The 26,782-nt window shown below is 59.8% G+C and carries 21 protein-coding genes; 15 read left to right on the top strand and 6 right to left on the bottom strand.

The genetic code is table 11. The features are described from left to right. Positions 1 to 901: 901 nt before the first annotated feature. The 4 genes from AC1DK3_RS05880 to AC1DK3_RS05865 form a co-directional block, all read right to left on the bottom strand. Entirely contained in the window at positions 902 to 4,153 is a 3,252-nt protein-coding gene (locus AC1DK3_RS05880; protein ID WP_477191331.1) for an efflux RND transporter permease subunit, read from the bottom strand. 13 nt (positions 4,154 to 4,166) lie between these two features. Further along, positions 4,167 to 5,507, bottom strand: coding sequence for an efflux RND transporter periplasmic adaptor subunit (locus tag AC1DK3_RS05875; protein WP_477191330.1), 1,341 nt, complete (start codon positions 5,505 to 5,507; stop codon positions 4,167 to 4,169). A gap of 730 nt (positions 5,508 to 6,237) precedes the next feature. Continuing rightward, positions 6,238 to 6,852 (bottom strand): pyridoxamine 5'-phosphate oxidase family protein, encoded by a 615-nt coding sequence (locus AC1DK3_RS05870; RefSeq protein ID WP_477191329.1) that lies wholly within the window; start codon positions 6,850 to 6,852, stop codon positions 6,238 to 6,240. A gap of 30 nt (positions 6,853 to 6,882) precedes the next feature. After that, entirely contained in the window at positions 6,883 to 7,482 is a 600-nt protein-coding gene (locus AC1DK3_RS05865; RefSeq protein WP_477191328.1) for a glutathione S-transferase family protein, read from the bottom strand. A 135-nt stretch (positions 7,483 to 7,617) separates the two neighbouring features. On the opposite strand from AC1DK3_RS05865, the gene AC1DK3_RS05860 reads away from it, so the two are divergent. From AC1DK3_RS05860 to AC1DK3_RS05840, 5 genes are all read left to right on the top strand, one after another. Further along, positions 7,618 to 8,529, top strand: coding sequence for a LysR family transcriptional regulator (locus AC1DK3_RS05860; RefSeq protein WP_477191327.1), 912 nt, complete (start codon positions 7,618 to 7,620; stop codon positions 8,527 to 8,529). Positions 8,530 to 8,692: 163 nt separating this feature from the next. Further along, positions 8,693 to 9,775 carry a glycosyltransferase gene (locus tag AC1DK3_RS05855; protein ID WP_477191326.1) on the top strand — a complete coding sequence of 361 codons (1,083 nt, stop codon included), beginning with the start codon at positions 8,693 to 8,695 and terminating at the stop codon, positions 9,773 to 9,775. 243 nt (positions 9,776 to 10,018) lie between these two features. Next, positions 10,019 to 10,426, top strand: a complete 408-nt coding sequence (locus AC1DK3_RS05850) for a hypothetical protein (protein ID WP_477191325.1) — start codon at positions 10,019 to 10,021, stop codon at positions 10,424 to 10,426. 276 nt (positions 10,427 to 10,702) lie between these two features. After that, on the top strand, positions 10,703 to 11,737 hold the full coding sequence (locus AC1DK3_RS05845) for an alpha/beta hydrolase family protein (RefSeq protein ID WP_477191324.1): 1,035 nt from the start codon (positions 10,703 to 10,705) through the stop codon (positions 11,735 to 11,737). 274 nt (positions 11,738 to 12,011) lie between these two features. Beyond that, on the top strand, positions 12,012 to 13,274 hold the full coding sequence (locus tag AC1DK3_RS05840) for an ABC transporter substrate-binding protein (protein WP_477191323.1): 1,263 nt from the start codon (positions 12,012 to 12,014) through the stop codon (positions 13,272 to 13,274). Here the strand turns inward: AC1DK3_RS05840 and AC1DK3_RS05835 are convergent. After that, positions 13,262 to 14,032 (bottom strand): FadR/GntR family transcriptional regulator, encoded by a 771-nt coding sequence (locus tag AC1DK3_RS05835; RefSeq protein WP_477191322.1) that lies wholly within the window; start codon positions 14,030 to 14,032, stop codon positions 13,262 to 13,264. The genes AC1DK3_RS05840 and AC1DK3_RS05835 overlap by 13 nt on opposite strands. Before the next feature lie 14 nt (positions 14,033 to 14,046). After that, positions 14,047 to 14,790 (bottom strand): hypothetical protein, encoded by a 744-nt coding sequence (locus AC1DK3_RS05830; protein WP_477191321.1) that lies wholly within the window; start codon positions 14,788 to 14,790, stop codon positions 14,047 to 14,049. Positions 14,791 to 15,231: 441 nt separating this feature from the next. Here AC1DK3_RS05830 and AC1DK3_RS05825 point away from each other — a divergent pair, with 441 nt between their 5' ends. The 10 genes from AC1DK3_RS05825 (at position 15,232) to AC1DK3_RS05780 (ending at position 26,753) form a co-directional block, all read left to right on the top strand. Continuing rightward, complete coding sequence (locus tag AC1DK3_RS05825; protein WP_477191320.1) at positions 15,232 to 17,025, top strand: APC family permease; 1,794 nt, start codon at positions 15,232 to 15,234, stop codon at positions 17,023 to 17,025. A gap of 101 nt (positions 17,026 to 17,126) precedes the next feature. Beyond that, positions 17,127 to 17,729, top strand: coding sequence for a dimethylamine monooxygenase subunit DmmA family protein (locus tag AC1DK3_RS05820; RefSeq protein WP_477191319.1), 603 nt, complete (start codon positions 17,127 to 17,129; stop codon positions 17,727 to 17,729). After that, positions 17,726 to 18,688, top strand: a complete 963-nt coding sequence (locus AC1DK3_RS05815; protein WP_477191318.1) for a PDR/VanB family oxidoreductase — start codon at positions 17,726 to 17,728, stop codon at positions 18,686 to 18,688. Before AC1DK3_RS05820 ends, AC1DK3_RS05815 begins: the two co-directional genes overlap by 4 nt. A 37-nt stretch (positions 18,689 to 18,725) precedes the next feature. After that, positions 18,726 to 19,766: a heme-dependent oxidative N-demethylase family protein gene (locus AC1DK3_RS05810; RefSeq protein ID WP_477191317.1), complete on the top strand. Its 1,041-nt coding sequence runs from the start codon at positions 18,726 to 18,728 to the stop codon at positions 19,764 to 19,766. Positions 19,767 to 19,828: 62 nt separating this feature from the next. Beyond that, a complete protein-coding gene (locus AC1DK3_RS05805) occupies positions 19,829 to 20,956 on the top strand; it encodes an aminomethyl transferase family protein (RefSeq protein ID WP_477191316.1) in 1,128 nt (375 codons plus the stop codon). A gap of 58 nt (positions 20,957 to 21,014) precedes the next feature. Beyond that, positions 21,015 to 22,376, top strand: a complete 1,362-nt coding sequence (locus AC1DK3_RS05800; protein WP_477191315.1) for an NAD(P)-binding domain-containing protein — start codon at positions 21,015 to 21,017, stop codon at positions 22,374 to 22,376. Between the two features lie 106 nt (positions 22,377 to 22,482). Then, positions 22,483 to 24,834 carry a DUF1989 domain-containing protein gene (locus AC1DK3_RS05795; protein WP_477191314.1) on the top strand — a complete coding sequence of 784 codons (2,352 nt, stop codon included), beginning with the start codon at positions 22,483 to 22,485 and terminating at the stop codon, positions 24,832 to 24,834. A gap of 113 nt (positions 24,835 to 24,947) precedes the next feature. Then, a complete protein-coding gene (acuI, locus tag AC1DK3_RS05790; protein WP_477191313.1) occupies positions 24,948 to 25,937 on the top strand; it encodes an acrylyl-CoA reductase (NADPH) in 990 nt (329 codons plus the stop codon). A gap of 40 nt (positions 25,938 to 25,977) precedes the next feature. After that, complete coding sequence (locus tag AC1DK3_RS05785) at positions 25,978 to 26,370, top strand: tautomerase family protein (RefSeq protein ID WP_477191312.1); 393 nt, start codon at positions 25,978 to 25,980, stop codon at positions 26,368 to 26,370. Positions 26,371 to 26,381: 11 nt separating this feature from the next. Beyond that, entirely contained in the window at positions 26,382 to 26,753 is a 372-nt protein-coding gene (locus AC1DK3_RS05780) for a tRNA-binding protein (RefSeq protein WP_477191311.1), read from the top strand. The last annotated feature ends 29 nt before the right edge of the window (positions 26,754 to 26,782 follow it).

Genomic DNA, 26,782 nt, shown 5'->3' with positions numbered 1-26,782 from the left:
TCGGCGTCGGATCCCGAACGGTGGGGTGTGTCGGTGTTCGGTGGCCAATTCTGTGGAAGGCGATCTGCCTTGTGGCAGTACGTTCGCGTAAATAGATTGTGACAATGCCGATAAGGGTGCGCGTCGGCGACGACAAGTCCGCCATACGAAAGTGTCGTATCGCTCGTTACGGCACTCTCCGCGGCAAACGAAAAGGCACTCCCGATTGAGATAAAGACGGCTGTGGCGGCTCCTGTCAGGAGACCGGCGGACGGAATTAGCTTCGTCGTATACATCTGACGATGTCCTCGTTTTGAGATGGTTCGTGCAATCGGCGTCGGGCGCGTGAGGGCGCAATTCGATCGCCGAGCGAAATTCGGTGAGCGGCGGATTTCAGACGGAAGATCGCGAAGCTTCGTGCGCGACGAGCCGTTTGCCGCTCCTCGTGCTGACGTCTAATTCAGCAACACCACAGTCCTGAGGGTATCCAGGCGTGGATCGGGCATCCTCAGATGGACTACCGCGAGCCGCGATGTGAGGTGTGCCAGCCACTCAGCGCTGGCCCTTAGATCGATATGGAAATCTCGTCCGAGAACTGGTTCTACGCTTGGCCGGGGTACGCAACGCGGTTTTGATTTGGCGACCAGCGGGAGCAGCAGCTTATCTTGACAGTCCGAACCGCTGACATGAGGCGTGTGCCGAGCATCTTCCGGCTCGATACTGTGTTTCGCATCCGGCTCGGCATGGGTGAGCACTTTGGCGTGCGCAATTTCGATGGCTCGATGGCCGTTCTGTCCCGCGCAATAACGAAGCGGCGCTGCGATGACCGCTGCAGGCAAAATCAAAGCCAGCACGAACGCCGAGATGTATCTGATCAGCCCTCCCCCAGATCTCGCCCGCAATGAATTATGCTTTTTGCATCTCATGTGGATGCCGCTCCCGAAGAAGCCGCCAAGGCTTGCGCCCGGGTGTCGCGTTCATCCTTCGCTGTCGATGTATTTCCAAACCTGGCGCAAAGCGCTGGTAGAATGAGCAACGTGAGGATGGTCGCGCTCGCGAGCCCGCCGATCACCACGGTTGCGAGTGGTTTTTGAACTTCCGCACCGGTGCCCGTGGAAAGCGCCATGGGCACAAAACCGAGGGAAGCTACGAGCGCCGTCATGACGACGGGCCGGAGCCGGGTCACCGCGCCATCGTAAATCGCCTTTTGGCGTTCAACCCCCTGCTCGACGAGCTGATTTATGCTCGTCATCATCACGAGCCCGTTGAGGACCGCGACACCGGAAAGCGCGATAAAGCCAACAGCCGCCGACACCGAGAACGGCATGTCTCGCAACCACAAGGCTATGATGCCGCCAGTCAGGGCAAGCGGCACGGCGGAAAACACCAACAGCGCATCTCGCGGTGATCCGAGCGCCGAATACAAGAGCAAGAAGATCAAGAAGAAGCACGCCGGCACGACGAGCATCATTCGCTCCTGTGCCGCGGCAAGGTTCTCGAACTGACCTCCCCAGGAAATATAGTATCCCGGCGGAAGTTTAATTTCGTTCGCAACCTTCCCTTGTGCGTCCGCTACGACTGAAGCGATATCGCGGCCGCGAATGTTGGCCGTCACGACGACGCGCCTTTTGCCGTTCTCACGACTGATCTGATTGGGACCTTCCGTGAAGGCGAAGCTCGCCACCTGTTCGAGAAGTACGGAGGATGTCTTGCCAGAGCTGTCGGGCGGCAGCGCCACCGGCAAATGCTTCAGCTCCTCCAGATCCTCGCGCATGCCGTCAGGCAAGCGGACGATTATCGGATACCGGCGGTCACCTTCGAAGACGACACCGGCTTCGCGACCGCCGATTGCAGCGCCAATTACGTCTTGCACGGCCATGACACTCAGGCCGAGCCGTGCGATTTCATCCTGATTGATCGTGATTGCGAGGAACGGAAGGCCGGACACCTGCTCGACGCTGATATCCGTCGCGCCGGCGGTGTTTCGCAAGATGGACGCAACCTGATTGGCGGTTCTGAGCATCGGCTCGAACTCTTCGCCGAAGACCTTTACGGCCAGGTCGCCTCGCGCGCCGGCCAAGAGCTCGTTAAACCGCATCTGGATGGGTTGCGAGAATACGAGGTTGTTCCCGGGCTGCTTTTCGATTGCGGCATGGATTTTTGTCACGAGCGCATCTTTGCCGAGCGCCGGATCCGGCCACTCCTTCGCCGGTTTCAGGATGATGAAGGTATCGGAAACGTTCGGCGGCATGGGGTCGGACGCAACTTCCGCCGTGCCCGTCTTTGAGTAAACGAATGAGACCTCGGCGAGCGTGCTGACGACTTTCTCCAGCTCGAGTTGCATCTGTTGAGACTGCGAAAGCGATGTACTCGGGATACGAATCGCGTGCATCGCCAAGTTTCTTTCGTCGAGGGTCGGGATGAATTCCTGTCCCAGCTTCGCGAACAGCGAACCAGCGAACACCAGCAATCCCAATGCACCCACGACAAAGAAGAGAGGTTTCGCCATAGCTCTGCGCAGCAAAGGCTCGTAAATGCGTTTGAGGATGCGAACGAAAATGTTTTCCTTTTCCTCGACGCGTTTCGATAACGCGATTGCGATTGCCGCCGGAACGAAGGTCATCGAAAGTGCAAACGCTGCGACAAGCGCGATGATGACCGTCAGAGCCATAGGCTCGAACATCTTGCCTTCGATGCCGGTGAAGGTGAGTAACGGCACATAGACGAGGATTATGATCGCCTGCCCGTAAACGGATGGCTTGATCATTTCCTCGGCGGAGCGAATGACCGCTTGCAGGCGCTCTTCGAGCGCGAGTTTGCGCCCGAGGTCGCGCTGATGCTCAGCTATTCTGCGCAGCGTATTCTCGGCGATAATGACCGCCCCATCGACGATCAGACCGAAATCGAGCGCTCCAAGGCTCATCAGATTGGCGCTGATCTTAGTTTGCACCATCCCCGTTATTGTCATGAGCATCGCCAGCGGGATGACCAAGGCGGTGATCAGGGCGGCGCGGAAATTCCCGAGCATCAAGAAAAGGACGACGATGACGAGGAGCGCGCCTTCGGCGAGATTCTTACTCACCGTCGCGACCGTAGCGTCGACCAACAGCGTGCGATTGAGTACGGTTTGCACCTCGACGCCAGGAGGAAGGTTTTTACGAATGTCTTGCATCCTGGCGTCTACAGCGGCTGCGACCGTGCGGCTGTTACCGCCGATCAGCATGAGCGCGGTTCCGACCACCACTTCCTGGCCATTTTCGCTGGCGCTGCCGGTCCTGATCTCGCGACCGATGCCGGCCGTTGCGACGTCCTTGATGCGAATTGCAACGCCACCACGGGTCGTGATGACGACGTTCGCAATCTGCTCGGGCGTTGTCAGGCGTCCCGTGCTGAGGACCGCGAAACCTTCACCGTTTCTCTCGACGTAACCGGCGCCTCGGTTGACATTGTTTTGCTCGAGCGCCTGCGCGATATCGGCGAACGACAGTTTAAGTGCCGTAAGGCGCGCGGGATCGGGCTGCACGACGTACTGCTTCTCATAGCCCCCAATGACATCGATGCCTGCAATGCCCGGCACCGTGATCATCTGCGGTCGAATGATCCAATCCTGCACTGTCCTCAAATAAGCGGCACGCTCAACGTCGGTCGTAAGTTGCTGGCCCTCGGGAGTGAGATAGCTGCCGGCGCCTTGCGGTCCCGGCCTGCCATTGTCGACATGTATGGAACCCGCCGGGGCGTATTGCACGGTCCACATGTAGATCTCGCCAAGCCCCGTCGAGATGGGTCCTAGCTTGGGTGTTATGCCGTCAGGAAAATTCTTTTCGGCTTCTCGCAGGCGTTCGCCCACCTGCTGACGCGCGAAATAGATATCCGTTCTCTCCGAAAATACGGCAGTGACCTGTGAGAACCCGTTTCGCGACAGCGACCGCGTGTATTCAAGTCCGGAAATGCCCGCGAGCGCGGTCTCGATGGAGAAGGTTATCTGCTTCTCGATATCGACCGGTGAGAGCGACGGCGCGATCGTATTGATTTGCACCTGGTTGTTTGTGATGTCGGGAACGGCGTCGATAGGCAGCTTATCAAGCGAATAGACGCCGTAAGCCGCAGCCGCGAGCGTCAGCATCACGACCAGCCAACGCTGATGAACCGAAAAGGAAAGCAGTCGAGCGATCATGTCATGATCCTATTCAATGGTCGTGCGCTGCTTCCGACTTCCCAAGCTCGGCCTTGAGCAAGAAAGTGTTCGCCACTGCGATCGGCTCGCCGGATTTCAACCCGGACAGCACCTCGACCGCCTGTCCGTCGTCCTCGCCGACCGTAATTTCGCGGGCCTCGAACCCTTCGGGTGTCCGAACGAACACGCGCGTCTTGCCTTCGATCGTCTGAAGCGCGGTTTTTGGGATTACCAGCTCGGCTTTCGTTTCGGAGACGGCGATATCGGCGGTCACGAACGAGCCGGGACGCCAAGCGCCGTCGCGATTGTCGACCGACGCGATGACGCGAGCCGAACGCGTATCCTGATTGAGCACGGGACTAGTGAAGACGATGGTGCCATCCGACTTGGCCGTTCCCTCGATGGTGAGCTGCTGTCCTTCTCTGATCGAAGGCAGATCCTGAGGCGATACCGTCAATTCCACCCAGACCTTCGAGAGGTCCGCGAGCGCATAGAGTTCGTGTGCCTGGCCTTCCCCACCCATCGGCGTTCCAATATCAACGAGCTGCTCGACGATGCGGCCGCTAATGGGTGCTTTGATCTCATAGCGCTCGAGACCCGCAGTCTCCTGGCCAGCGTCGGCCAGCTTCGCGATCGACTCGTCGCCGACGCCCAGCGCGGAAAGCTTTTGCTTTGCGGCGTCGCGGCGGACCTGTGTTTCCCGAAAGGTTGCATCGGCGCGAAGAACGCGCTGCTCAGACGAAACCTGCTTCTCCCACAGCGTTTTTTCGCGTTGGTAGAGCGTCTCCTGCAGTCTGAAATTTACACTCGCCGCGATGTATTCGCTTTTCGCATCGGCGACCTCGCGGCTGTCGAGGATCGCAATGACCTCGCCGGCTTGCACGAAATCGCCAAGACCTTTTCTGAGTTCGGCAACCGTGCCGACGACCTTGGACGGCACGCGGCCCACACGGTTGCGGTCGGGAGTGATCGTTCCCGGAACGCGAAGTCGCGCGCGCAGGACGCCGGATTCGGCCGGTTGAACGGAAATCTTCGATTGAGCGATTTGCTCGGCGTCGATTGCGAGCCTTTCACTTCCTTTCTCATGGCCGCTCTCGTGCCCGCTCTCCTCTGGCTCACCACCACTCTCAACCGCTGACGCGTGGTCATGCCCGTGGTGATCCTCTTCCGCCGCATGCGCGGATAGGGCTTGTGATTCCGGTCCGATGACATTCTTCAAACCGAGCGGAAAACCGCCCTCATGAAGAAAGTACACACCGACGAACGCGCCGACGAGAATACCGCCGGCGACGAGACCAAGTCGCTTCATAACGTGACAATCCATGCCGAACGCCGCGCCGATTTCAGAGCGCACGCCAAGCTTCAATTTTTTCAGAGGATGGAGGATCTGCCCGCGCGATCGCGCAGGCCGAAGCGCTTACGCGCTGATGCCAAACCGGGGTGGTTTGTGAAGGGGATCCGGCTCGCAGGACGCCCCGAGCGTATCGAAGTAAGCCGCATAGCTGACGCGCGTGCCGGCAAAATAAGCCGCCTTATGGCCAGACCGCGTCTGCAATGCTTGGAGGAGACACGGGCAACTACAAGGGTGATCCTCTATCCCACCAAGTGGTGAGGTGTCGGCATCGGAGCTGTTCTCAGCCCCGACATCAGCGGATTTTACCGCGCTCTCTGCGATGTGGGATTTCTGACCTTCGAAGTGAGGTGTCGCGTGCGACGCCGAAATCGGAACACCAGCAAACAAGATCAACGCGGCCAAAAGCGCTTTCACGAACCGACCCGCGCGGGACCGCACGCCGATACGCGGACGGGCATGCCGCACGCCGCGTGAGAGCCGATGGATGTCCTGTGTCGAACCGTTCATTGGCCCGAAACTGGTTTCTGATGGTGGCGAAGTCAAGTCGAACGCAAAAGCGCAATAGCAGAAAGCAGGCTCGCGCTGCATTTGACGCGGGCCTGTTTATTTCAGGCCACTATTAGTTCGGCGAAATTGACGGCTGGCGTCAATTGCTTGACGTCCGTTGCCAATTTTATTGACGGCTACGGACATCCTTCTCAACCGGCCCGCAACAGAGAACGTCGAATGTCTATTCTCGCCGCTTGCCAGTGGTACGCGCGAGTTCGCTCTCGAGTTCTTCGATGCGCTGCCGGAGCTGCCGCACAACCGCCTCCGCATCCTCTATCGGGATCAGTTGCGGGATGTGTTGCGGGCAGTTGCGGTCCCACGCCTCGATCGTGAACAGAATGATTCTTTCGGCAATCGCATTCCCTTCGGCGGGGCGCAGTTGGGCCAGCAAGGCATCATCATTTTCAATGATCCGCGCACTTCCCCAGATCTTCACCCTCCGACGGCGTGCGTAGTCCATCAGGAAGATGAATGCGCGTGGATTCTCCGCAAGGTTCCCGGCAGTAATATATTGGCGGTTGCCGGAGAGGTCCGCGAACCCCAGCGTGCGGTCATCGATGACTTTCAAAAATCCTGGCGGTCCGCCGCGATGCTGGATGTAGGGCTGGCCGGCTGCGCTTGCGGTTCCGAGGTAGAATGAGCGCGCGGTTGCGAGAAACGCAGCGAGATCAGGCGTCACCGTGCGCGGCCAGCCGCGACCTCGCTCCATCGCCTCAAACTGATCGCGCGAGCCCCGCCGTCGCTGCTCGGCCTTCACTGCCGGCGTAAATGCAATATCGGACGCGTGGCTGTTCATCCTCACACCCATTCAAATAAGTTCAAAAAATCAGATGGCCGGCATTCCTATGAAACCCGGCATTGCCTTCATGCGGTCGATCCAGCCGCGGATCGCGGGGAAGTCGTCGAGCGGCAATCCGCCCTCATGGCCGAGCGCGACGTACGGCATGCAGGCGATATCGGCTACGGTCGGGCGGCCCAGCGCCAACCACTGCTCTTTCGACAAGTGCGCTTCCAACAGGGCGAAGACTCGATGCGCCTTCTTGCGAGCGAGGCCGACGTTCAGATCGTAGCCGAACTTATCGTGCAGTCGCGCATCGTTCGGCCCACGCGCGATTTCGTTCTCCGCGGTCATCAGCCACTGAGAAACACGCGCGAGTCCGGAAGGATCGATCGGCAGCCAGCTCTCTCCGCCCCACTTGCGCGCGATGTAGATGAGAATGGCTTGGCTGTCGCGCAGCACCACGTCGCCATCCTGGAAGATGGGAATCTCGCCCAACGGATTGAGCGAGAGCAATGGTGGTTTCTTGTGCTCGCCGGCAAGGAAATCGACTGGCACAATCTGCAACGGAACGCCGAGCAGGCTGGCGAACAGGCGCACCTTGTAGCAGTTGCCCGAAAGCTCGAGGTCGTAAAGTTTCGCGGTCATGGCGCAAAATCCTCCCGCCGGAAATTACTGACCCGGCCCGCACAGACTCCCGCATCCGCGCTATTTCTGCTAGTGGGTAAGTTCAGCAAGGATATTTCCATTTTTCGGAAGACTGTCGTGGATCGACTTCGTGCCATGGCTGCGTTCGTAGCGGTGACGGAAGCCGGCAGTCTGTCGGCTGCGGCCCGAGCGCTCGGCGAACCGCTCACAAACCTCAGCCGAATGATCTCTCAGCTCGAAGCGCACCTCGGGTGCACTTTGCTTCACCGGTCGACGCGGCAGATGGTGCTGACGCCGGCCGGCAGCGAATACCTGGATACCTGCCGCAGTGTTCTCGATACGGTCGCAATGGCGGAGCGACGCATTGCCGGCCAGGCGGATGAGCTATCGGGCGACCTCGCGGTGACGGCGCCCGTACTCTTCGGACGCATGTATGTGGTGCCGCTGCTCGCGCAGTTCTTGGCGGAGTATCCGCGCATCAATGCACGCCTGTTGCTGGTCGATCGCGTGGTCGACCTTCTTGAGGAGGGGATTGACATTGCGCTCCGCATTGGCGAATTGCCGGACTCCGCGCTTCTTGCGACGCGCGTGGGCTCGTTGCGCCTCGTCACCTGCGCGGCCCCGGCCTACTTGGAGCGTTGCGGCACGCCCTCTGCGCCCTCGGCTCTTGCCCAGCACGATTGCGTAACGTTTGCCAATCTTCCTGGCGGTACGCGCTGGATTTTCAGGAGCCGCCGCAATGGCCGCAAAGCCGTGCGTGTGCGTTCCCGCTTGTCCGTCAATACTGCCGACGCAGCCGTTGCAGCGGCGACCGCGGGTATCGGCATCACGCGCGTTCTCTCCTATCAGGCAGAGGACGCGTTGCGCGAGAAGCGTTTGCTGCCAATCCTGGACCGTTTCGAGGACACCGAAATCCCGGTACAGCTCGTTTATAGCCCGACGTCTTCAAGCAACGCTCGTGTGCGGTCATTCGTGACGTTTGCAGCCGGGAAGCTGCGGTTACTGCCGAACGCCTCATTGCGTAAGAAACATGGCCTTGTTCGCTAGCGGCGGGCGGGATGAGGCCGCACAGTAGTTCGCCCCGCGCGCCTGTGCGTAAGATCCTGTGTTCTCGCCTAGCTGTTGATATCGTCCACGCCGTTCATTTCTCATATTGCTCGCAACGAGTATCCGCCCTTAGTTGCACCAACAAACGCAAAAGTGAATCGCGATGCGCGCCAATATCGACGTCATAATGCCGGTGAAGAACTGCGCAGGCTTTGTCGAGACGGCGGTCGCGAGCGTTCTGTCAGACCTGCGACACATCAACCGCCTGATCATTATCGATAATGGGTCGACGGACGACACCGCAGACATTCTCGCGAGAATTCCTCGCGATGTTCCGACGACAATCTTGAAGCAGGAAACCGGGGGATTGGTCGCGGCCCTCAACAGGGGCGTCGAAGCATCGCGAAGCGATTTCATCGCGCGCATGGACGGGGATGACATCTCGCTTCCGGGCCGCTTAAGCGCTCAGCTGAGCTTTCTACGGCAGAACCTCGATGTTGCGGCCGTCGGCACCCAAGCGGAATATATCGACGAGCATGGACGCGTGATCGGCTCCAGAACGACGTATCCGACATCTCCGCTCGATGTCCGCCGTGATCTTCTGGGCAACAGATGTGTCGTTTGCCATCCGAGCGTCCTCATACGGCGTAGCGCGCTCATCGCGTGCGGCGGATATCGCGCCGCGTTTCAACACGCCGAAGATTACGATCTCTGGCTACGTCTCATCGATAAGTATCAGATCGCCAACATCCCGGACGTTTTCCTGCAGTACCGACGCCACGATGGGCAGGTCTCGAACGGAAAAAATCTTAGGCAATCGTTCTCGCGGGACTTGGCCTTGTATTGCTCTCGCGAACGAAGAGCGGGTCGCGCCGAGCCGATATGGGTCAGTGCGTTGCCGACCACTTATTCCGGCATGCAGTCGTTATGCCCGAAGCCGAGCGTGGTAGACGACCTCGCGTTCGCCTACGGCGCCGTCGAACGGAAGCTCGCCGGCGTCGAGGCATCCCTGTCGCGACGAGCGATTTCGATCATACCGAAACTCGCTCAACGACGGTACCTCGGCGACAACCGTCGCGTTCGCTATCGCTATATCTGGATGTCCGCGACTGCAGCCGCCAGGCAGCTGCACCTCGTTGGAGCGCTCGCTGCAATCAGCATCCTGATGCAAAGCCGACTGTCCGACAGCCGACTTTTCAAGAAACTCGCCGGCGGATGCAAACACTCGCATTTCCCCGCGCGGTGATTGCGACCGGGCATACGTTGTCCCCAGCCGGCGCCGAGCCGCCCCTTCCCGCGCCGCACTGAACTCCTGTGTGACGCGAACATGCCACACCGTCACGACAAGCGGCTTCAACCGGCTCCGGTTTGGGCGGATTGGGGTTGTACGGACATATCCCAAATGCAGTATCCAAGGACGATCTGTCTACGGAGCGGGCACAAAGGTCCGCGTGGCAATTTTTTGACGATTGGGAGGGGGGAGCAGCATATGAGAAAATTGCTTTCGCTCATCGCGCTGAGCTGCGCGATGGCCATTGCATTTGGGGCTAATGCTCCGCAGGCGCGCGCCGCGGTACTTACGACCAACATTTCGACGTTGAAGGCGGAGCAATCCGCGACCGTTCAACAGGCGCGTTACCGCTGCTGGTGGCGTAACGGGTATCGCCACTGCGGTTACCGGCACCATCGCTGGCATCATCGCCATTGGGGTAATGGATACGGGCATCATCACGGCTGGCGGCATCGGCATTGGCGCGACCGGAACTGGCGCCACCGTTATTATTATCGCCATCACCAGCAGTATCGCCGGCACTATTATTACAACTCGTATCAGCCGGCTTACCGGCGCCATGCCTATCCGCGGTACGGCTACTGCATCGGCGTGTGCTGGTGGTAAACTCAGCGTCTGACGAATAGCGATCACGAGCGCCGGGCCAAGTCCCGGCGCTTTCTTTTTGTGAGATCGGCCACGCTCGCAATCGCTTTCCAGCGCGCGTGAAATGCGGAGATTGTGCGACCGTCCGTCGCCGCGTCAGGAATGCGCGGATCAAGAATGATCAGTAAATACGGGCTTCGGTGCATGAGTTCGGGGTGTGTCGCCTGTGCTCTTGACGCGAGCGCTATAGGGCTTTCCAATGCCACTGCAAAGACGCGGTGGCGCGGGGAACTTTTGATGACTTTCGTAAGGGGAACTTTTCTGTCCCGCTTGCCGGGCAGATCGGCCCAGCTTGTGAATACGCAAAACATCTTGATGGCCGTAATGATGCTCGCCCTCGCGCTCTGCGGATCAGCGAACGCGGCTGAGCAGCAATTCGGAGCTTTCGGGCCCGAGGGTTCGCGCATGCGCGAGCAGCTTTGGATCTTGCCGAGCGGCGAAGAAGGCCGCTCGCTGCGCGCGACGGTGTTCCGCCCCGACGACGATGCGCCGGAACCCAATAAGAAACATCCGCTCGTCGTCATCAATCACGGCACAGACGAAGCGACACGCCTCGCCGTCGCGATGCCGGTTTACTACTGGCTATCCCGTTGGTTCGTCGAACGCGGTTACGTCGTCGTACTTCCGCAGCGTCGCGGTCACGGCGCCACCGGCGGCGCCCTCTCGGAATCCGTCGGCACCTGCCAACAACCGAACCATTACGCGTCCGGTAACATCGCAGCCGACGATATCGCCGCGACCGTCAATTACATGACCCAACAGCCGTTCATCGCACAGAAGGCGACGATTGTTGCCGGCATCTCGACCGGCGGATGGGCATCGTTGGCGCTCGCTGCACGCAATCTTCCGCAGGTGCAGGCCGTCGTGAATTTCGCGGGGGGCCGCGGCGGTCACGCGTACGGACGGTCCAACGCTATTTGCGGCAAGCCGGACTTGGTCGCGGCGGCGCACAAGTACGGCGGCACGGCGCGCGAGCCGAGCATCTGGTTTTATTCCGAGAACGATAGCTATTTCGGTCCGGCCCTTGCACAAGAACTGTCACAGGCCTGGAATGGTGCGGGCGGCAATGCGGAAGAGCATATCCTTCCCGCCTACGGCAACGATGGCCATTCCATTGCCGACGATCGCCAGGGCTGGGACATCTGGGGCCCAAGTCTCGATGCTTTCCTGACGAAAGTTCGTGGCGGTCAGCTGGAAGTCGCAGCGGAGCATCAGCCGTCGTCACCTCCGGTCGAGACTTCGGCAATCGCCACCACCGGGGCGACACGCTAGCGGAGCGCCCCTCCCTGCTGTTTTGGCCGCCGTTTTGTTCGCGGCAATCACGATGCTGTCCGGGGGGTGGGCATCCGGACCTATCGACAAGCTCTAGCTCCGGCCTTAGCCTGACCGTTCGTTCGTGAAATTCCGTGAAAGCCGATGCGACAGCGCACGGCTCCGGCAAGCCGCCAAGAAGTTGATCCAGTGTTTCGACAGTTTTCAAGCCGGGTAAAGCCAGGCCATGGCCGTTAGACCCAGGAGCGCCGTCGCATCGGCTCTGGCGGTTGCCATGAGAGACTTCGGACTCGGTTCACAAACGGTTCTGAAGATCGGCATCCTCGCTCCGCTGACAGGACCACTCAAAGCGTGGGCATTGCCGGGATTCAACGGCAGTCTCATTTGGGTCGAGCGGATCAACGCTGCCGGGGGCCTGAAGGTCGGCAGCCGAAAATACATGCTCGAGCTCATCCAGTTCGACACCAACTATCAGCCCGACCGGGCGCTTCAAGGCGCACGGAAGCTGATCGTGGAGGATGGCGTGAAGCTTATCCTCATGATCGGCGGCGACGACCTGACGGCTGAAGTCCGGCGGCTCATCAGCCAGCATCGCATGCTCGTCGCGACGCTTCTGCCGAGCGATCTCTCGCCGGACGTGCCGACGCTCATTGCACCGAGCGAAGTCCATCCAATCTACAATGTGACCGGCGTCGAGTGGCTGAGGCGGAAACATCCTGAACTCAAGACGGCGGCGTTGTGTGCGCAGCGCGATCTTCTCGGTCTGCCGTCCATCGCGACCTACAGAGCGGCATTCGAAGCGGCCGGCATCGAGCTTGTCGCCGAACGCGTATTCGAGCCGGAGACGAGCGATTTTGGGCCGATCGTCGACGAGCTGATGGCGAAGAAGCCGGACATCCTCTGTTGGGATACGGCGTACGAGCCCTTTGTCCATTCGCTTACGATCGAAGCGTTCAAACGCGGCTTTCGCGGCCGCCTTTTGTCCTGCACGTGCGACAACTATCCGGAGCTTATCCGGCGCACGAGCGTCGAATTCATGGAAGGCTTCATCTTCCAGTTTCCAGACTTCGACGATCCTCGCCTCAACGACGGCCATACGAACTTCGAAGATCCCGGCAAATTCTACGAGGAGTTCTGCCGTCGCTTTCCGGGTACATGGAGCGCGGTGTCGTGGGAATACGCTTCGACGCTGGAACTTTGGAAATCAGCCGTGCAGCGCGCGCGCACGTTCGAGCCGTTCTCCGTTCTCGCTGCGATGAAGGTCGGCGGCATCGGTCCGCACGCTTTCGGCGAAGCGAGATGGTGGGGAAAAGATCTGTTCGGGATCGATAATGCGCTCGTCGGAGAATGGCCCGTCGTCGCGATCGTCGACGGCAAGGCGCGGATTCAGGAGTTCGGATCGATCGCGGACTGGTGGTCTAAACACCGATCGATCCTCGTCAAGCACATGCGGTCAATGAACCTGATGTGGGATCAGCGCGAACACCTCGCCGCTTCCGCCGAAACACTCGATCGTTTGACGGCTCAAGACTCGTAGATCATGTCTTCGTGGGCGTTGGCAAAGTAGAGCCGGATGATCTCGACGGCAGTCTCGACGTTTCGCCTCTCGATGGCATCGTAGAGCGACCTGAACATCAGCTGGATGCTCTTGATTTTCGCCGGCGTCAGTGCCTGCTGACGGGCTGACGCCCATTGCGGATGGCGCCGCACCTCGTGCAGAATTGCGTACATCGCGACGATCAGCGAGTTATGCGTGCCGCGGGCGATGGCCATCATGAATTCCTCTTCCAACATCGCAAACTTGTCGGATTCTGTGACGATCGCTTCGAGTTGGATGAGCTGATTTTGAAGATCGGCGACGTCTCGCGCCGACATGTAAATGGTCGCGAGGCGCGTCATCTCAGGCGCCAGGATGGAACTCGCTATATTCATCGCGAACGGCGACGCGGTCTCGACGAGTTGGTCTACACCGGGAAACGACGAGGTGCGTTCATCCCTGCTGTCGTGAGACGAGCGCTTTCGTTGATATGAAACGAACGTGCCGCTTCCCGGACGGCGGGCGACGATCCCGTACGTGGCCAAGAACTCTAGCGCTTGGCGTATCGTCGCCCGGCTGTCACCAAACGCGTCGGCCAAGTCCCGCTCGGCCGGAATTCGCGTTCCGAACGGATATTCCCCCGACGCGAAGCGGGCGAACAGGCGTGTGGCGATCTCTTTCACCCGCGGTGTGACGAGCGGATGGCGCGTGACGTCGTCGATCCAGGGAGGCGCTTCGAAGTCGTAAGTGTCAGACATGATTTCAGCTCAAGCTAATGTGGCATTCCAATTTCGGAGCGGGCCTTTTCGTTTTTCCGCAGACGACTGACTGCAGAAAATGTCTGGGGCCCGAGCAGTGCGGTGAGCGCGACGGCGGTTTCCAAAGCCGCACAGTCCTCGGAAAGAGCCTCCGAAAGCGTTTGCTGGCGATGCGCGAAATCCGCGGCTTTCGCCGCGTAGCTCGCAAAGACAGATGCGTCCGCTGCTTGCTCAGCAGGCGTCGCCAGCAGGCGAACTTCGGGTGAGCCTGGCCCCAGTATGTCCCTGAGCATCGCTGTCAGGTCGCGCGCCTGGAGCGCCACGATTTCGGACGCCGGATCGCCGTCATCGACAAAGAGAAGATTGAAGCGGGTGATGGCAAGCGCGGCTTCCGCGAGCTGACGATATCGCTCGCGGCGCGCTTCGATCAGCGCGTGCGGGACCTTCGTTGCGAGCCGGAAGTGAAACGAGGTTGCGCCCGTCATTGGGATGTCGAGCGTCGCGATGTCTGCGATCACCAGCCGCCAACCTTCCTCCCCTTTGCGAAAGGCGTGACGGGCATCGCGTGCGTTGTCGAGAATGAGATGCGCGACGCCGGCGTTCGAACGGCTTGCTGCGAGCGATGACACCGGAGATTGGGCGCCCTCGGCAATCGACGCCGCGCGAAGCCACAAGCGTGCAGCATCATCGATCTGTGCGCGTGCCATCGCCGCGAACGCATGCAGGCTCTGATCCGTCCACGTCTCAATATCAGTCACGCGCGCCTGCAATTCCGATTTGGGGAAATTGCCAATCCCCAATCGGGAGAAAGGATGCCTTTCTCTCAACCAGAATGCAACCGAATTAAACCAATGCACACCAATGTAGGTTCGCACATGCGATATAGCGGCTAACCGCGTTTAATATCGATGAAATCTGGTTTTTGTGCCTGCGAAATGAACAATACCGTTTCTTTTTGGTGATTTTTTTGACTTGCGGGTAATTCGTCACCCCGTAACATGGTCGCGTTGGGCTAATAGTGGTAATTTCTGGTTTAAATTGGTTTATGTCGCAAAATCATCTGCTTGCGCCACGCCAACGCCGGGCCCGACGGGGGATCGTGCTTTTTTGCTTCACGTGGCAGCGCCGCTTGAGCGCCTAGCCCGGGGACTGATCACTGCACGAAGCTTTATGAATGAGCAGGCTCAGCTGGAGCGATCATGGCCATAGATACTGGAGTGCATACTGCGGGCAGCGCGTTTAACGCGTCGTCCGGGAACCTCGTCCGAGCCATCGACTGGAGGGGAGCGTTTTGGGTCGCCAGCGGCGTCCCGGCTCTCGTCTTATTTTCCATCGGCGGCATCGCGGGGGTCGCGGGAAAGGTTGCTTTTCTCGTCTGGTTCATCTCGATGCTCATGGGGCTCATACAGTCCTTCACATACGCAGAAATAGCCGGCCTCTTCCCAAACAAGTCGGGCGGCGCCTCGGTCTATGGCGCGGCGGCATGGGTGAGATATTCCAAGCTGATTGCGCCGTTGTCCGTCTGGTGCAACTGGTTCGCGTGGTCGCCCGTGCTCTCGCTCGGGTGCTCGATCGCGGCCGCCTACATCCTGAATTCTCTAGCAGCCGTCCCACCGGCTGACGCGCCGCAGGTCGCCGCCTGGGTCAGCGCTCATGCCGCGTCGATCCCACTCGATTCTCCTCGCATCGCCGAGTGGCTCGGGGCCAACCAAGGCAAGACGGCGGCGGACGCTGTCGCAGCTCTCCTTTCAACGGATGCCATCGCTGCGCTGACGCCGGGGATCCGCAACTGGTCTCTCTTCCACGGAACTCTCGGGCCTGTGGCGTTCTCCTTCAACGCCGCGTTCTTCATCGGCGCGGTGCTCATGCTGATCACGTTCGCCATTCAGCATCGAGGCATTCTCGGCACCGCCAGCGTTCAGAAATATATCGGCCTCGCGGTGATCATTCCGATGTTCATCGTCGGCGTCGTGCCAATCCTCACGGGCCAGATCAACTGGTCGAACTTCACGCCGCTCGAACCGCTCAAAGCGGCCTATGCTCCGGAAATGGGCCATTGGGATATCGCGGGCTGGACGCTCATTCTCGGCGCCATGTTCATCGCCGCGTGGTCCACGTATGGATTTGAAACGGCGATTTGCTACACGAGCGAATTCCGGGATCCGGGCCGCGATACGTTCAAGGCGATCTTCTATTCGGGCCTGTTGTGCCTCGTGCTCTTCACGCTCGTGCCCTTCACCTTCCAAGGGGTTTTGGGTCTTGATGGCATGCTTGAGCCGTCGATCGTCGATGGTTCCGGTGTCGCCGCGGCCATGGCCAACATGGTCGGCCATGGCGGAATGCTCACGAGCCTGCTCGTCATGCTGATGATCCTAGCGCTCATGTTGTGTCTGATGACCGCGATGGCCGGATCATCGCGCACTCTCTATCAGGGCTCGCGCGATGGCTGGCTGCCGCGCTACCTCAGCCACGTTAATGAACATGGTGCACCAACGCGTGCGATGTGGACCGATCTCGTGATCAACCTTGCGGTCCTTGCGATCGCCTGTGCGGACGCCACGAGCTTCTTCTTCATCCTCGCCGTTTCGAACTGCGGTTACATCATCTTCAACTTCCTGAACCTCAATTCAGGTTGGATCCACCGCATCGATAACGCTGGCGTCCATCGGCCGTGGCGGGCACCGGGCTTCGTGCTGGCCCTCGGCACGGTGTTCGCTTTCGTCAATGCCGTCTTCATGGGCGCGGGAGCGAAGGTCTGGAACCCCATCGCATTGTGGGCCGGGCTGTTCACCGCAGCGCTGATCATTCCGGTGTTCTGTTTCCGCCATTATGTGCAGGATAAAGGCGTGTTTCCTGCCCACATGCTGGAGGATCTTGGGCTCACGCAGAGCGACTTGAAAACGCGGAAGGCCGGGGTGCTTCCCTATCTCGTACTCGCCGCGGGCTTGCTCGTCGTCCTGGTGTCGAACTGGTTCTTCCAGCTACCTGCCTAGAGAAATTGCAGGTCGGGGCGGTTTCCTCCGCCGCTCCGATCTGTTCTGATCACTTTCCGCAGGTCCCGGGCATGTGGCTTGACGGATTTAGGGAGCAATTAATGACGGTAAGCACTATCAAAAGCCGGCCTATCTACCCGGGTCTCACCCCGGATCTCAATGCGCGACGCAATATCATCGTCTGCGACAAAGCGGGTGCGGCAGCGGTCGCTGAGTTGCTTTCGCGCGCGGACAGCGCCTTTGCGGAGCGGGCGACCATCATTCTGGCAGACAGCCTGTCTGCTACTGACGCCCAAACGCTCAGTCGCGATCTTGCGCCGGCTGCAGTCGAAATTCAGCCAACTCTTGCCGACGGCATCGCACGTCTGCGGCAACTTCTTGAAACGGCGCCCATGGGCTTGCGCCTTTACGCGGCCGGTTCCGAGCCTCTCATTGGTTTCGTCGTGCAGGCGGGCCTCGATTTCTCGATCGATCACTTGTCGATCCGGACCGAGCATCGCGGCTCGCTGAAGCGCCGCGTCCAGTGCGTGCATTGCAAGGGTTACATCGAGAACGTCACGACGAGCCCGGTGAAATGCACCCATTGCGGCATAACACTGTTTGTTCGCGACCACTATTCCCGGCGGCTTGCCGCGTTCCAAGGCGTGTGCATCGACGCGGAAGTTCCGGGTGAAATTCCGCCGACGGAGGCGCTGTACCAATGAGTGGATCTCTTCTACGGCGCGTTCGAGTCGCCGAGGTGGAACGTGTGGCGAACCGCATCAAGCGGTTTCGCCTGGTCGATGCCGACAATGCTCCGCTGTCGGAGTTTTCCGGCGGATCTCACATTTCGGTCGTCATGCACGCGGGCGACCGTCTCTTGCGTAATCCCTATTCGCTCATGGGAGCGCCCTCGGATACGTCGAGCTATCAAATCAGCGTTTTGAACGTCGAGAATTCCCGCGGCGGCTCGAAATTCATGCATGAGAACGTCTCGGTCGGCACGGAACTCGAGATCGGCCAGCCGCTCAACCTCTTTCCGCCGGCCAAGCTCGCGAAGAAGCATGTGCTGGTCGCGGGCGGCATCGGCATAACGCCTTTCATGTCGATGATGAACGAGCTCGACGGACTGCATTCCGACTTCGAGCTGCACTACGGCGTTCGCTCGCTCGAAGACGCTGCCTACTGCAAGTATCTGCAATCGCGCTACGGATCGCGCGTGAATATCTATCGCCAGGACCAGGGTCAGCTGATCCCGCTCGAGCGCATTCTGGGCGACCAGCGGCTCGGCACGCATATGTACGTCTGCGGGCCAAAGCCAATGATCGACTGGTCGTTGCAGACGGCGAAGCTGCTCGGCTGGCCCGACGAGAACGTGCACTCCGAGCAATTCAGCGCTCCACCTCCCGGTAAGGAGTTCCTCGTGAAGTTGGCGCGGTCGGGCCGCGAGGTCATCGTTCGCGGACATCAAAGCATTCTCGAAGCACTTGAGGAGAATGGGGTCGACGCGCCGTTCCTCTGTCGCGGCGGCGCTTGCGGTCAGTGCGAAACGCAGGTCGTCGCGTGCGAGGGCTTCATCGAGCACAACGATCATTTTCTCACCGAGCCCGAGCGCGTGAGCGGCAAGAAGATCATGATCTGCATGTCTCGCATTCAAACAGGATCGATCACTCTCGATCTCTAGAAAACAATTCAAAGATTCCTATCCGGGAGATCATGGTATGGGACTGACATTCAGAGACGAGACTTTTCGGGACGACTTCACGTACACGAACAGTCCGTCCAACATTCGGCGCTTTCCGTTTCCGTTCGTCGAGGATCAGTACCGGTATTCGGTCAACATCGAGCCGCATACGCCGGGTCCGAAGGGCTCTCCCTTCGAACACCACTTCGATGTCGACGAGCACTACGTTTCGGAAATGCGCGATCGTGCAATGGTTCTCGCCGCAGATCCTTTGCGATGCCAAGCTCTGCCGCACATGATGACGGCGCAGTGGGACATGCTCGAGCTGCTCATGACATCGCTCGCGCGCGATTATCCCGAGCACTTCACGCTCCATCGAGACGGCTCAGCGTGGCATTGGATCAACCGGCCGCTCGGCATCGACCAGAAGTTCACGTTCCTCGATGCGAGCACGCTGCCCTACCAGCCGATGGAATTCATCGGCCGTCAGGTGCAGGGCGATTTCTCGATCCAGGACCAACGCGACAACCAGCTTTGGATGGATGCCGGCATCATCACGTCGCAAGCCGACTGGTCGCTCGATTTCGACGTCGGCATGAACTTCTTCGAATGGCATGGCCCCGTGCCGCTGGCGCACGAGGCCGGCGTGTTCGAGCGCGCGTTGAAATTTCTTCTCAATCTGCAGATCGGCAAACCCGTTCGCCGCTTGAACTGGACGATAACGATCAATCCACGTCTCGATACGAGCCCTGAGAATTATCACAAGTGGGCCAGCGATCGCATGACTGTGACGCCGGAGAACGTCGGCCAGAAAGTGCATCTGCGCGTCGAGATGCAGGGCCTCTTCAGGCTGCCCCGATCGAACGCAATCCTGTTCTCGATCCGCGGCTATCTGATGAGCCTCGAGCAGATCGTTACGGTGCCGAAATGGGGCCGCCGCCTTCCGCGCGTTCTGAGTTCTCTGCCCCCCGAACTCGTCGAGTACAAGAGCCTTGGCCGCTACCGCGATATGGCGCTCGCGTACCTTTCGCCATACGACGACGGCGCTCCGACCTCGCCTGGTGGAGGTCCCGACTAAGCGATCCTTTCCAAGACAGACTCCGTTCAGAACCAGCACAAAACAAACAAGAGGTAGTGCTCATGTCCCTAGCCGATTTGCCACGCCAGTCCATTCTCAACGATCGCCATCGGGCGAACGGCGGCGATCTCGAGGCTGTGTCGTGGAACAACATGCCGCTTCCGCAGACGTACGCGACGGATCCCTATGTGGAAGTCGAAGCCGTTCGTTGCCGGGCGGGCCTTTTTGACGTCTCCTCGCTGCAGCTGCTGAACGTGTCGGGCCCTGACGCCACTAAGCTACTCAATTACGTGCTGACGTCCGACATCTCCAAAGCCAAGCCGGGCGACTCGCATATTTCCAATATCGTCAATGAAAATGGCGGGCTGATCGACGACGTTCTCATCTACGTCGACAGCCCAACCGAGTACCGCCTTTCTCACGGAGCGGGAAAGCTTGAAGAGGCGATCCGAGCGCTCGCACCGAAGTTCGACGTCAAGGTCGAGCGGGACGACGATGTTCACGTTCTCGCTCTGCAGGGGCCGCTTTCGCTCGAAATCCTCGCACCGCATACGCCGATGGACCTCGCCGGGCTCGGCTACTTCAAGCACGGAACGTCGACGCTGTTCGGCACGCCGGTGCGTCTCGCCCGCGGCGGCTATTCGGCCGAGCTCGGATATGAAGTTTTCTGCGCGGCCAAGGATGCGCACAAGATGTGGGACTCCATCCTTGCTGCCGGCAAGGATAAGGGCCTCATCCCGGTTTCGTGGGCATGCCTCGACATCGTGCGCGTCGAAGGCGGCCTGCTGTTCTTCCCGTGCGAAATGACGAACGAAGATACGACGCCTTGGGAAGTGAAGGCCGATTGGACCGTCGATCTTTCGAAACCGGACTTCATCGGCAAGAAGGCGCTCGTCGAGAAGAAGGGCAAGGAACGCAATTTCGTTGCAGGCCTCGAAATCGATCACACGAAAGCCATCGCGCCCGGCGCCAAGATCACGGCGAACGGCAAGCAAGTCGGCGTCATCACCAGCACGACCTACAGCAAGCATCTCATGAAATCGATTGCCTTGGCGCAGATCGAACCCGCTTACACAAAGCTGGGCACCGAACTCGTCGTTCATGACGGCGGCGACTGGCCGGCGACCGTGGTGCGGACGCCGTTCTACGATCCGCTCCGCCTTCGCACGCATCCCCGCGACAAAGCCTGATCCACGCACCTACGCAGTCAGAAAATCCGAGCGAATTGATTTTTCGGAAGGACACCAAATGGCAGAGCGAATAGCTATTATCGGCGCCGGCCCGAGCGGCATGGCGGTTTTGCGCGCGTTCGAGAGTGCCCGGCGCAAGGGCGCGGATATCCCCGAGATGGTCTGCTACGAGCGGCAGAAGGATTGCGGGGGTATCTGGAACTACACGTGGCGCACCGGAACGGACGAGTTCGGTGAGCCGGTTCACGCAAGCATGTATCGCTATCTTTGGTCGAACGGACCGAAGGAATGTTTGGAGTTCGCCGACTACTCGTTCGAAGAGCACTTCGGACGTCCGATACCGTCGTTTCCGCCGCGGGCCGTGCTGCATGACTACATCAAGGGCCGCATCGAACGCAGCGGCATCATGCACTACATCAAGCTCAGCACCGCGGTTCGCAACGTCACCTTCAACGAAGAAACACAGAAGTTCACCGTCACGGTGAAGGATCTCGTCACTGACGCGCTCTCGTCATCGGAATTCGACTACGTCTTCTGCGGCAGCGGCCATTTCTCGACACCGAACATTCCGGAATTTCCCGGTCTGACCCACTTCCTTGGGCGCACGCTGCACTCGCACGACTTCCGCTCGGCTGACGAATTCGCGGGCAAGGACGTTCTATGCGTCGGCGCGAGCTACTCGTCGGAAGACATCGGCATTCAGTGCCACAAATATGGCGCCAAGTCCGTCACGTTCTCGTGGCGCACGAGGCCGATGGGCTTCAAATGGCCCGCCCGCATGGACGAAGTCCCCTTGCTCGAGCGCGTCGAAGGCAAGACCGCCTTCTTCAAGGATGGCACGAAGAAGGACGTCGACGCGATCATTCTGTGCACGGGATATCTGCATCACCATCCGTTCATGGAAGACTCGCTGCGCCTCAAATCACGCAACCGGCTTTATCCGCCGAACCTCTACAAGGGCATTTTCTGGATCGACAATCCGAAGCTGATGTACATCGGCATGCAGGATCAGTTCTATACGTTCAACATGTTCGACGCGCAGGCTTGGTACGCGCGTGACGTCGTGCTCGGACGCATCAAGCTGCCGTCGAAGTCGGATATGTTCGACGACATCCAGAAGTGGACCGAGATGGAAGAAGCCATCCCGGACGCGACCGCTGCGATCGACTTCCAGACGGAATATATGCGCGATCTTCTCGCTCCGACCGACTACCCGCGCCTCGACGTCGACACCGTCGCGAAGATGTTCAAGGACTGGGAGCACCACAAGATGGAAGACATCCTGACCTATCGCGACCGGTCGCACAAATCGGTCCTGACCGGCACGCTGGCGCCAGTCCATCACACGGCTTGGATGAAGGCTGCCGATGACTCGATGGAAGCGTTTCTCAATCAGCCGAGCAAGGTGGCTGCCGAGTGATCGGTCTGGGCACGTATCTGGCCACGTAGAAAGACAAATCGGCGACTGGCCGCATAAACGGCCAGTCGATCATTTCCGTCCGGCTCTTCAGCGAAATGAGGACAAGATGAGCGAAACTGTTCTGACGTCCCCCGCGCGACCGAAACTCTTCGTTCCAGGACAATCATCGCTGGCGCCCGGCGTCGAGCGCTACGTGCTCAAAGGCGGCGGCACGGCCGTCTTCGAACTCGACAAGGGCGACCGCGTCGAACTCAGTCCGCTCGAAGGCGGACAGGGCGTGGAAATCGCGGCGTTCGCGCCGGGAGGCAAAAGCGATCTCGAGGGGCTCGGTCTCAAGGGCCGCGGTAAGCCTACGGGCATTCAGCAGGCGCTCGAAGTCGACAGCGAAGACGCGCAACGCGTGCGCTTCGGTTTGTTCCGGCGGGGGCTCGATATCGGTCGCGTGAAAGCTGCGAGCGTGCTCGGGCCGGATTGCGTTCCGGGCGATGTCGTTTCGCTGGAGGTCGAGCGATCCGTTCTCGCCGTCTTCGGTGCGCCTGCAGAGCCGATGATCGTATGGGAGCAGACGCCCGCAACCGACATTCTCGTCTTCATTCAGCGAGCCAATCCGCGGCTTCTCAACGAAGCAAAGCTTCCGGAGCCTATCGCCGAACCGCGTCTCGACATCCGGATCAACATCTCGAGCGCCGAAAGCTTCGAAGTTCGCGAAGGCGAGTACATCCAGATCATCGACGTAGCGGGGCGGCAGTGCTCGGACTTCCTGGCCTTCAACCGCCGCGCCCTCGATCGCGGCGAAGTCTTGGGGCTCGACTCGACGACGACACGGTCAATGATCGGCGCCGCTTATCCGAAGCCGGGCCTCTGTTCGAAGTTTTTCGACAGGGACCGCAATCCGCTCGTCGAAATCGTGCAGGATACGGTTGGGCGCCACGATACGTTCAACCTTGCATGCACGACGCGCTATTACGAGGACATGGGCTACTTCGGCCATCCGAACTGCACCGACAATTTCAACGATACACTCAAGGATTATCCCATCGGCAGCTACAAGGGCTGGCCGGCCATCAACTTCTTCTTCAACACCAATGTCGACTGCCACAACAACATCTGGTCGGACGAACCGTGGTCCCGCCCTGGCGACTACGTGATGATGCGCGCGCTGACGGATCTCGTCTGCGGCACGTCCTCATGCCCTTCCGACATTGACGCCTCCAACGGGTGGAACCTGACCGAGATACACGTTCGGGTCTATCCGAAAGACACATCCTTCAAGCGCTCGATCGGATACAGAATGGCACCGGATGCTCCGCTTCAGCTGACAAGAGAATCGGGATTTCACCCGCGCACGTCGGCCCTCACCCGCGACTTCGGCGAATACCGGAATTTCTGGGTGCCTCACTGCTATTCGAACGCGGGCGCCATAGAGGAGTACTGGGCGTGCCGCGAAGGCGCGGTCATCATGGATCTCTCGCCTTTGCGGAAGATGGAGGTTCTCGGGCCTGACGCCGAGCAGTTCCTGCAAGGCATCATTACGCGCGACGTTCGCAAGCTGTCGGTCGGGCAAATCTACTATACGCCGATGTGCTACGAGCACGGCGGGATGGTGGACGATGGAACGCTATTCCGGCTCGCCGAGAATAATTTCCGCTGGATCGGTGGCGACGATGCGAGCCTCATCTGGCTCAAGGAGCAGCTCGCCAAAACCAACTACAAAGTGACCCTCAAGACCGCGACGTCCGAACTCAACAACGTTGCCGTTCAGGGTCCGAAGTCGCGGGAAATTCTTCAGAAGTTCATCGAGACGCCGCCCGGCCGGCCGACGATGCAGGAACTCGGCCTTTTCCGCTTCACTATCGGGCGCATCGGCGGCGTCGCCGGCATTCCGGTTCTCGTCTCGCGGACGGGGTATACGGGTGAGCTCGGGTTTGAAATCTTCTGCCATCCAAAGGACGCGCCCGGCGTGTGGGATGCGGTGATGGCTGCGGGCGCGCCGTTCGGCATTCAGCCGTTTGGGTTCGATGCACTCGACATGGTTCGTATCGAAGCCGGGCTCGTTTTTGGCGGTCACGATTTCGATTCGACGACAGATCCGCTCGAAGCCGGCATCGGCTTTACGGTGCCGCAGAAAAAAGAAGAGGACTACATCGGCAAGGCCGCGATCGAGAAGCGGCGCGCAAATCCGGTTCGGAAACTCGTCGGTCTCGAAATTCAAGGCAACGAAAAACCAGCGCACGGCGACCCCGTATTCGTCGGCCGCGCGCAGGTCGGCGCGGTGACAAGTGCGATGCGCTCGCCGCTTCTTAAAAAGACGCTGGCGTTCGCGCGGGTGGACGTCACGCATTCGGCGACGGGGACCGCGCTCGAGATCGGACGTCTCGACGGACTGCAGAAGCGCTTCAAAGCAACGGTCGTGCCGTTTCCGTTCTACGATCCGGAGAAGAAGCGCGTTAAAATGTAAGGTTTCGCATATCTCCCATACGAAAGGGGCGGCCGCCAGCGATGGCGGCCGTTTCGCGTCTTGCCTCCGATGACGACGAAGAGTAAACGCGCCGGACCCGTCGGAGGCACGAGATGTTCAAAGCAATCCTGATAGAAAAAGACGGCGAGCGCGCAACGCCTCGTCTTGCCGAACTCGACAAGACCGCGCTGCCCGAGGGCGATGTCACCGTCCGCATCAGTCATTCTACACTCAATTACAAAGACGGCCTTGCGATTACCGGCAAGGGGCCAATCGTCCGTTCATTTCCGATGGTGCCGGGCGTCGACTTCGCGGGCATCGTCGAAGAGAGCAGCAACGCCCGTTTCAAAGCGGGCGACGCTGTCGTGCTCAACGGGTTCGGCGTCGGCGAATCTCACTGGGGCGGGCTCTCGGGCTACGCACGCCTCAAAGGCGATTGGCTCATTCCGCTTCCCGAAGGCTTGACCGCTCAACGCGCGATGGCGCTTGGCACAGCTGGATACACGGCGATGCTGTGCGTGATGGCGCTCGAACGCGAAGGCGTCACGCCGGACAAGGGCGAGATCATCGTAACGGGTGCGGGCGGCGGCGTCGGCGGCGTTGCCGTTCTCATTCTGTCGCGCCTCGGGTTTGATGTCGCCGCATCGACCGGCCGCGTCGAAGAAGCCGAATACCTCAAAGGTTTGGGCGCGAAGACGATCATCGATCGCAAAGCGCTTTCCGAGCCCGGCCGGCCACTTCAAACGGCTCGTTGGGCCGGCGCTGTCGACAGCGTGGGAAGCCACACACTTGCGAACGTCTGCGCGAGCATGAAGGACGACGGCGTCGTCACGGCGTGCGGCCTTGCGCAGGGTCTGGATTTCCGGACGACGGTCGCTCCGTTCATTCTTCGCGGGGTGACGCTCGTCGGGATCAATTCGGTTAACCGATCTATCGCTGATCGCATTACGGCTTGGGAGCGTCTCGCCCGCGAGATCGACTTCAGCAAGCTCGACGGCATGACGCACACCATTCCGCTGGAACAGGCCATCGATGCCGCACGCGATCTGCTCGACGGAAAGGTGCGCGGCCGTCTCGTTGTTTCGATCGGCGATCAGTCCTAAAGAACGTCTTTCGGCACTCTAAAACTCAAAGGAATATTCTATGCCGTTTTTGCGATTTGATCTCATCAAGGGGCGTACCGACGCGGAAATTGCAACGCTTCTCGATGCGGCGCACGACGCTATGCTCGAAGCCTTCAAGGTGCCCGTGCGCGACCGTTATCAAATCGTCCATGAGCACGAGCCGAGCCGCGTGCGGATCGAGGATACGGGGCTTGGCATCGAGCGCACGGACAAAGTCGTTCTCGTTCAGGTGACGAGCCGACCGCGCACGACTGAAGAAAAGCAAACGTTCTACCGGCTTCTGGCCGAAGCTCTTTCCAAGCGTTGCGGCATCGCGCCGAGCGATGTGATGGTCAACTTCATCATCAACACCGACGCCGATTGGTCGTTCGGAAACGGCGAAGCGCAATTTCTAACGGGCAAGCTCGGGTAGAGGCCACGCCAATGCATCTCGTCCAAGATCCGAATGCGCCCGCGGCGGCCGCGATTACGTTCGACCAGTTTCTCGCGGTCGATATCCGCGTCGGTACGATCGTTGCCGCCGAGCCTTATCCAGAAGCAAAGAAGCCCGCGCTGAAGCTCAAAATTGATTTCGGGAGCGGCATCGGCGTCAAGCAATCGAGCGCGCAGATCACGCGTCATTATGATTGCGCTACGCTCGTTGGGCGGCAGGTGGCGGCCGTCGTGAATTTTCCGCCGCGGCAGATCGGCAAGTTCATGTCGGAAGTGCTGACGCTCGGCTTTCCGGATGAGAACGGCGAGGTCGTGATGTTCAAGCCCGACATCAAGGTGCCGAACGGCGCACGCCTGTTCTGATTGGAGAAGAGCGCGCCGCCTCGAGAAGC

Source organism: Hyphomicrobium sp. 01T421 (assembly GCF_056398805.1).
The sequence above is the reverse complement of the archived record's forward strand: the minus strand, read 5'-3'. Positions and strand labels throughout refer to the sequence as shown.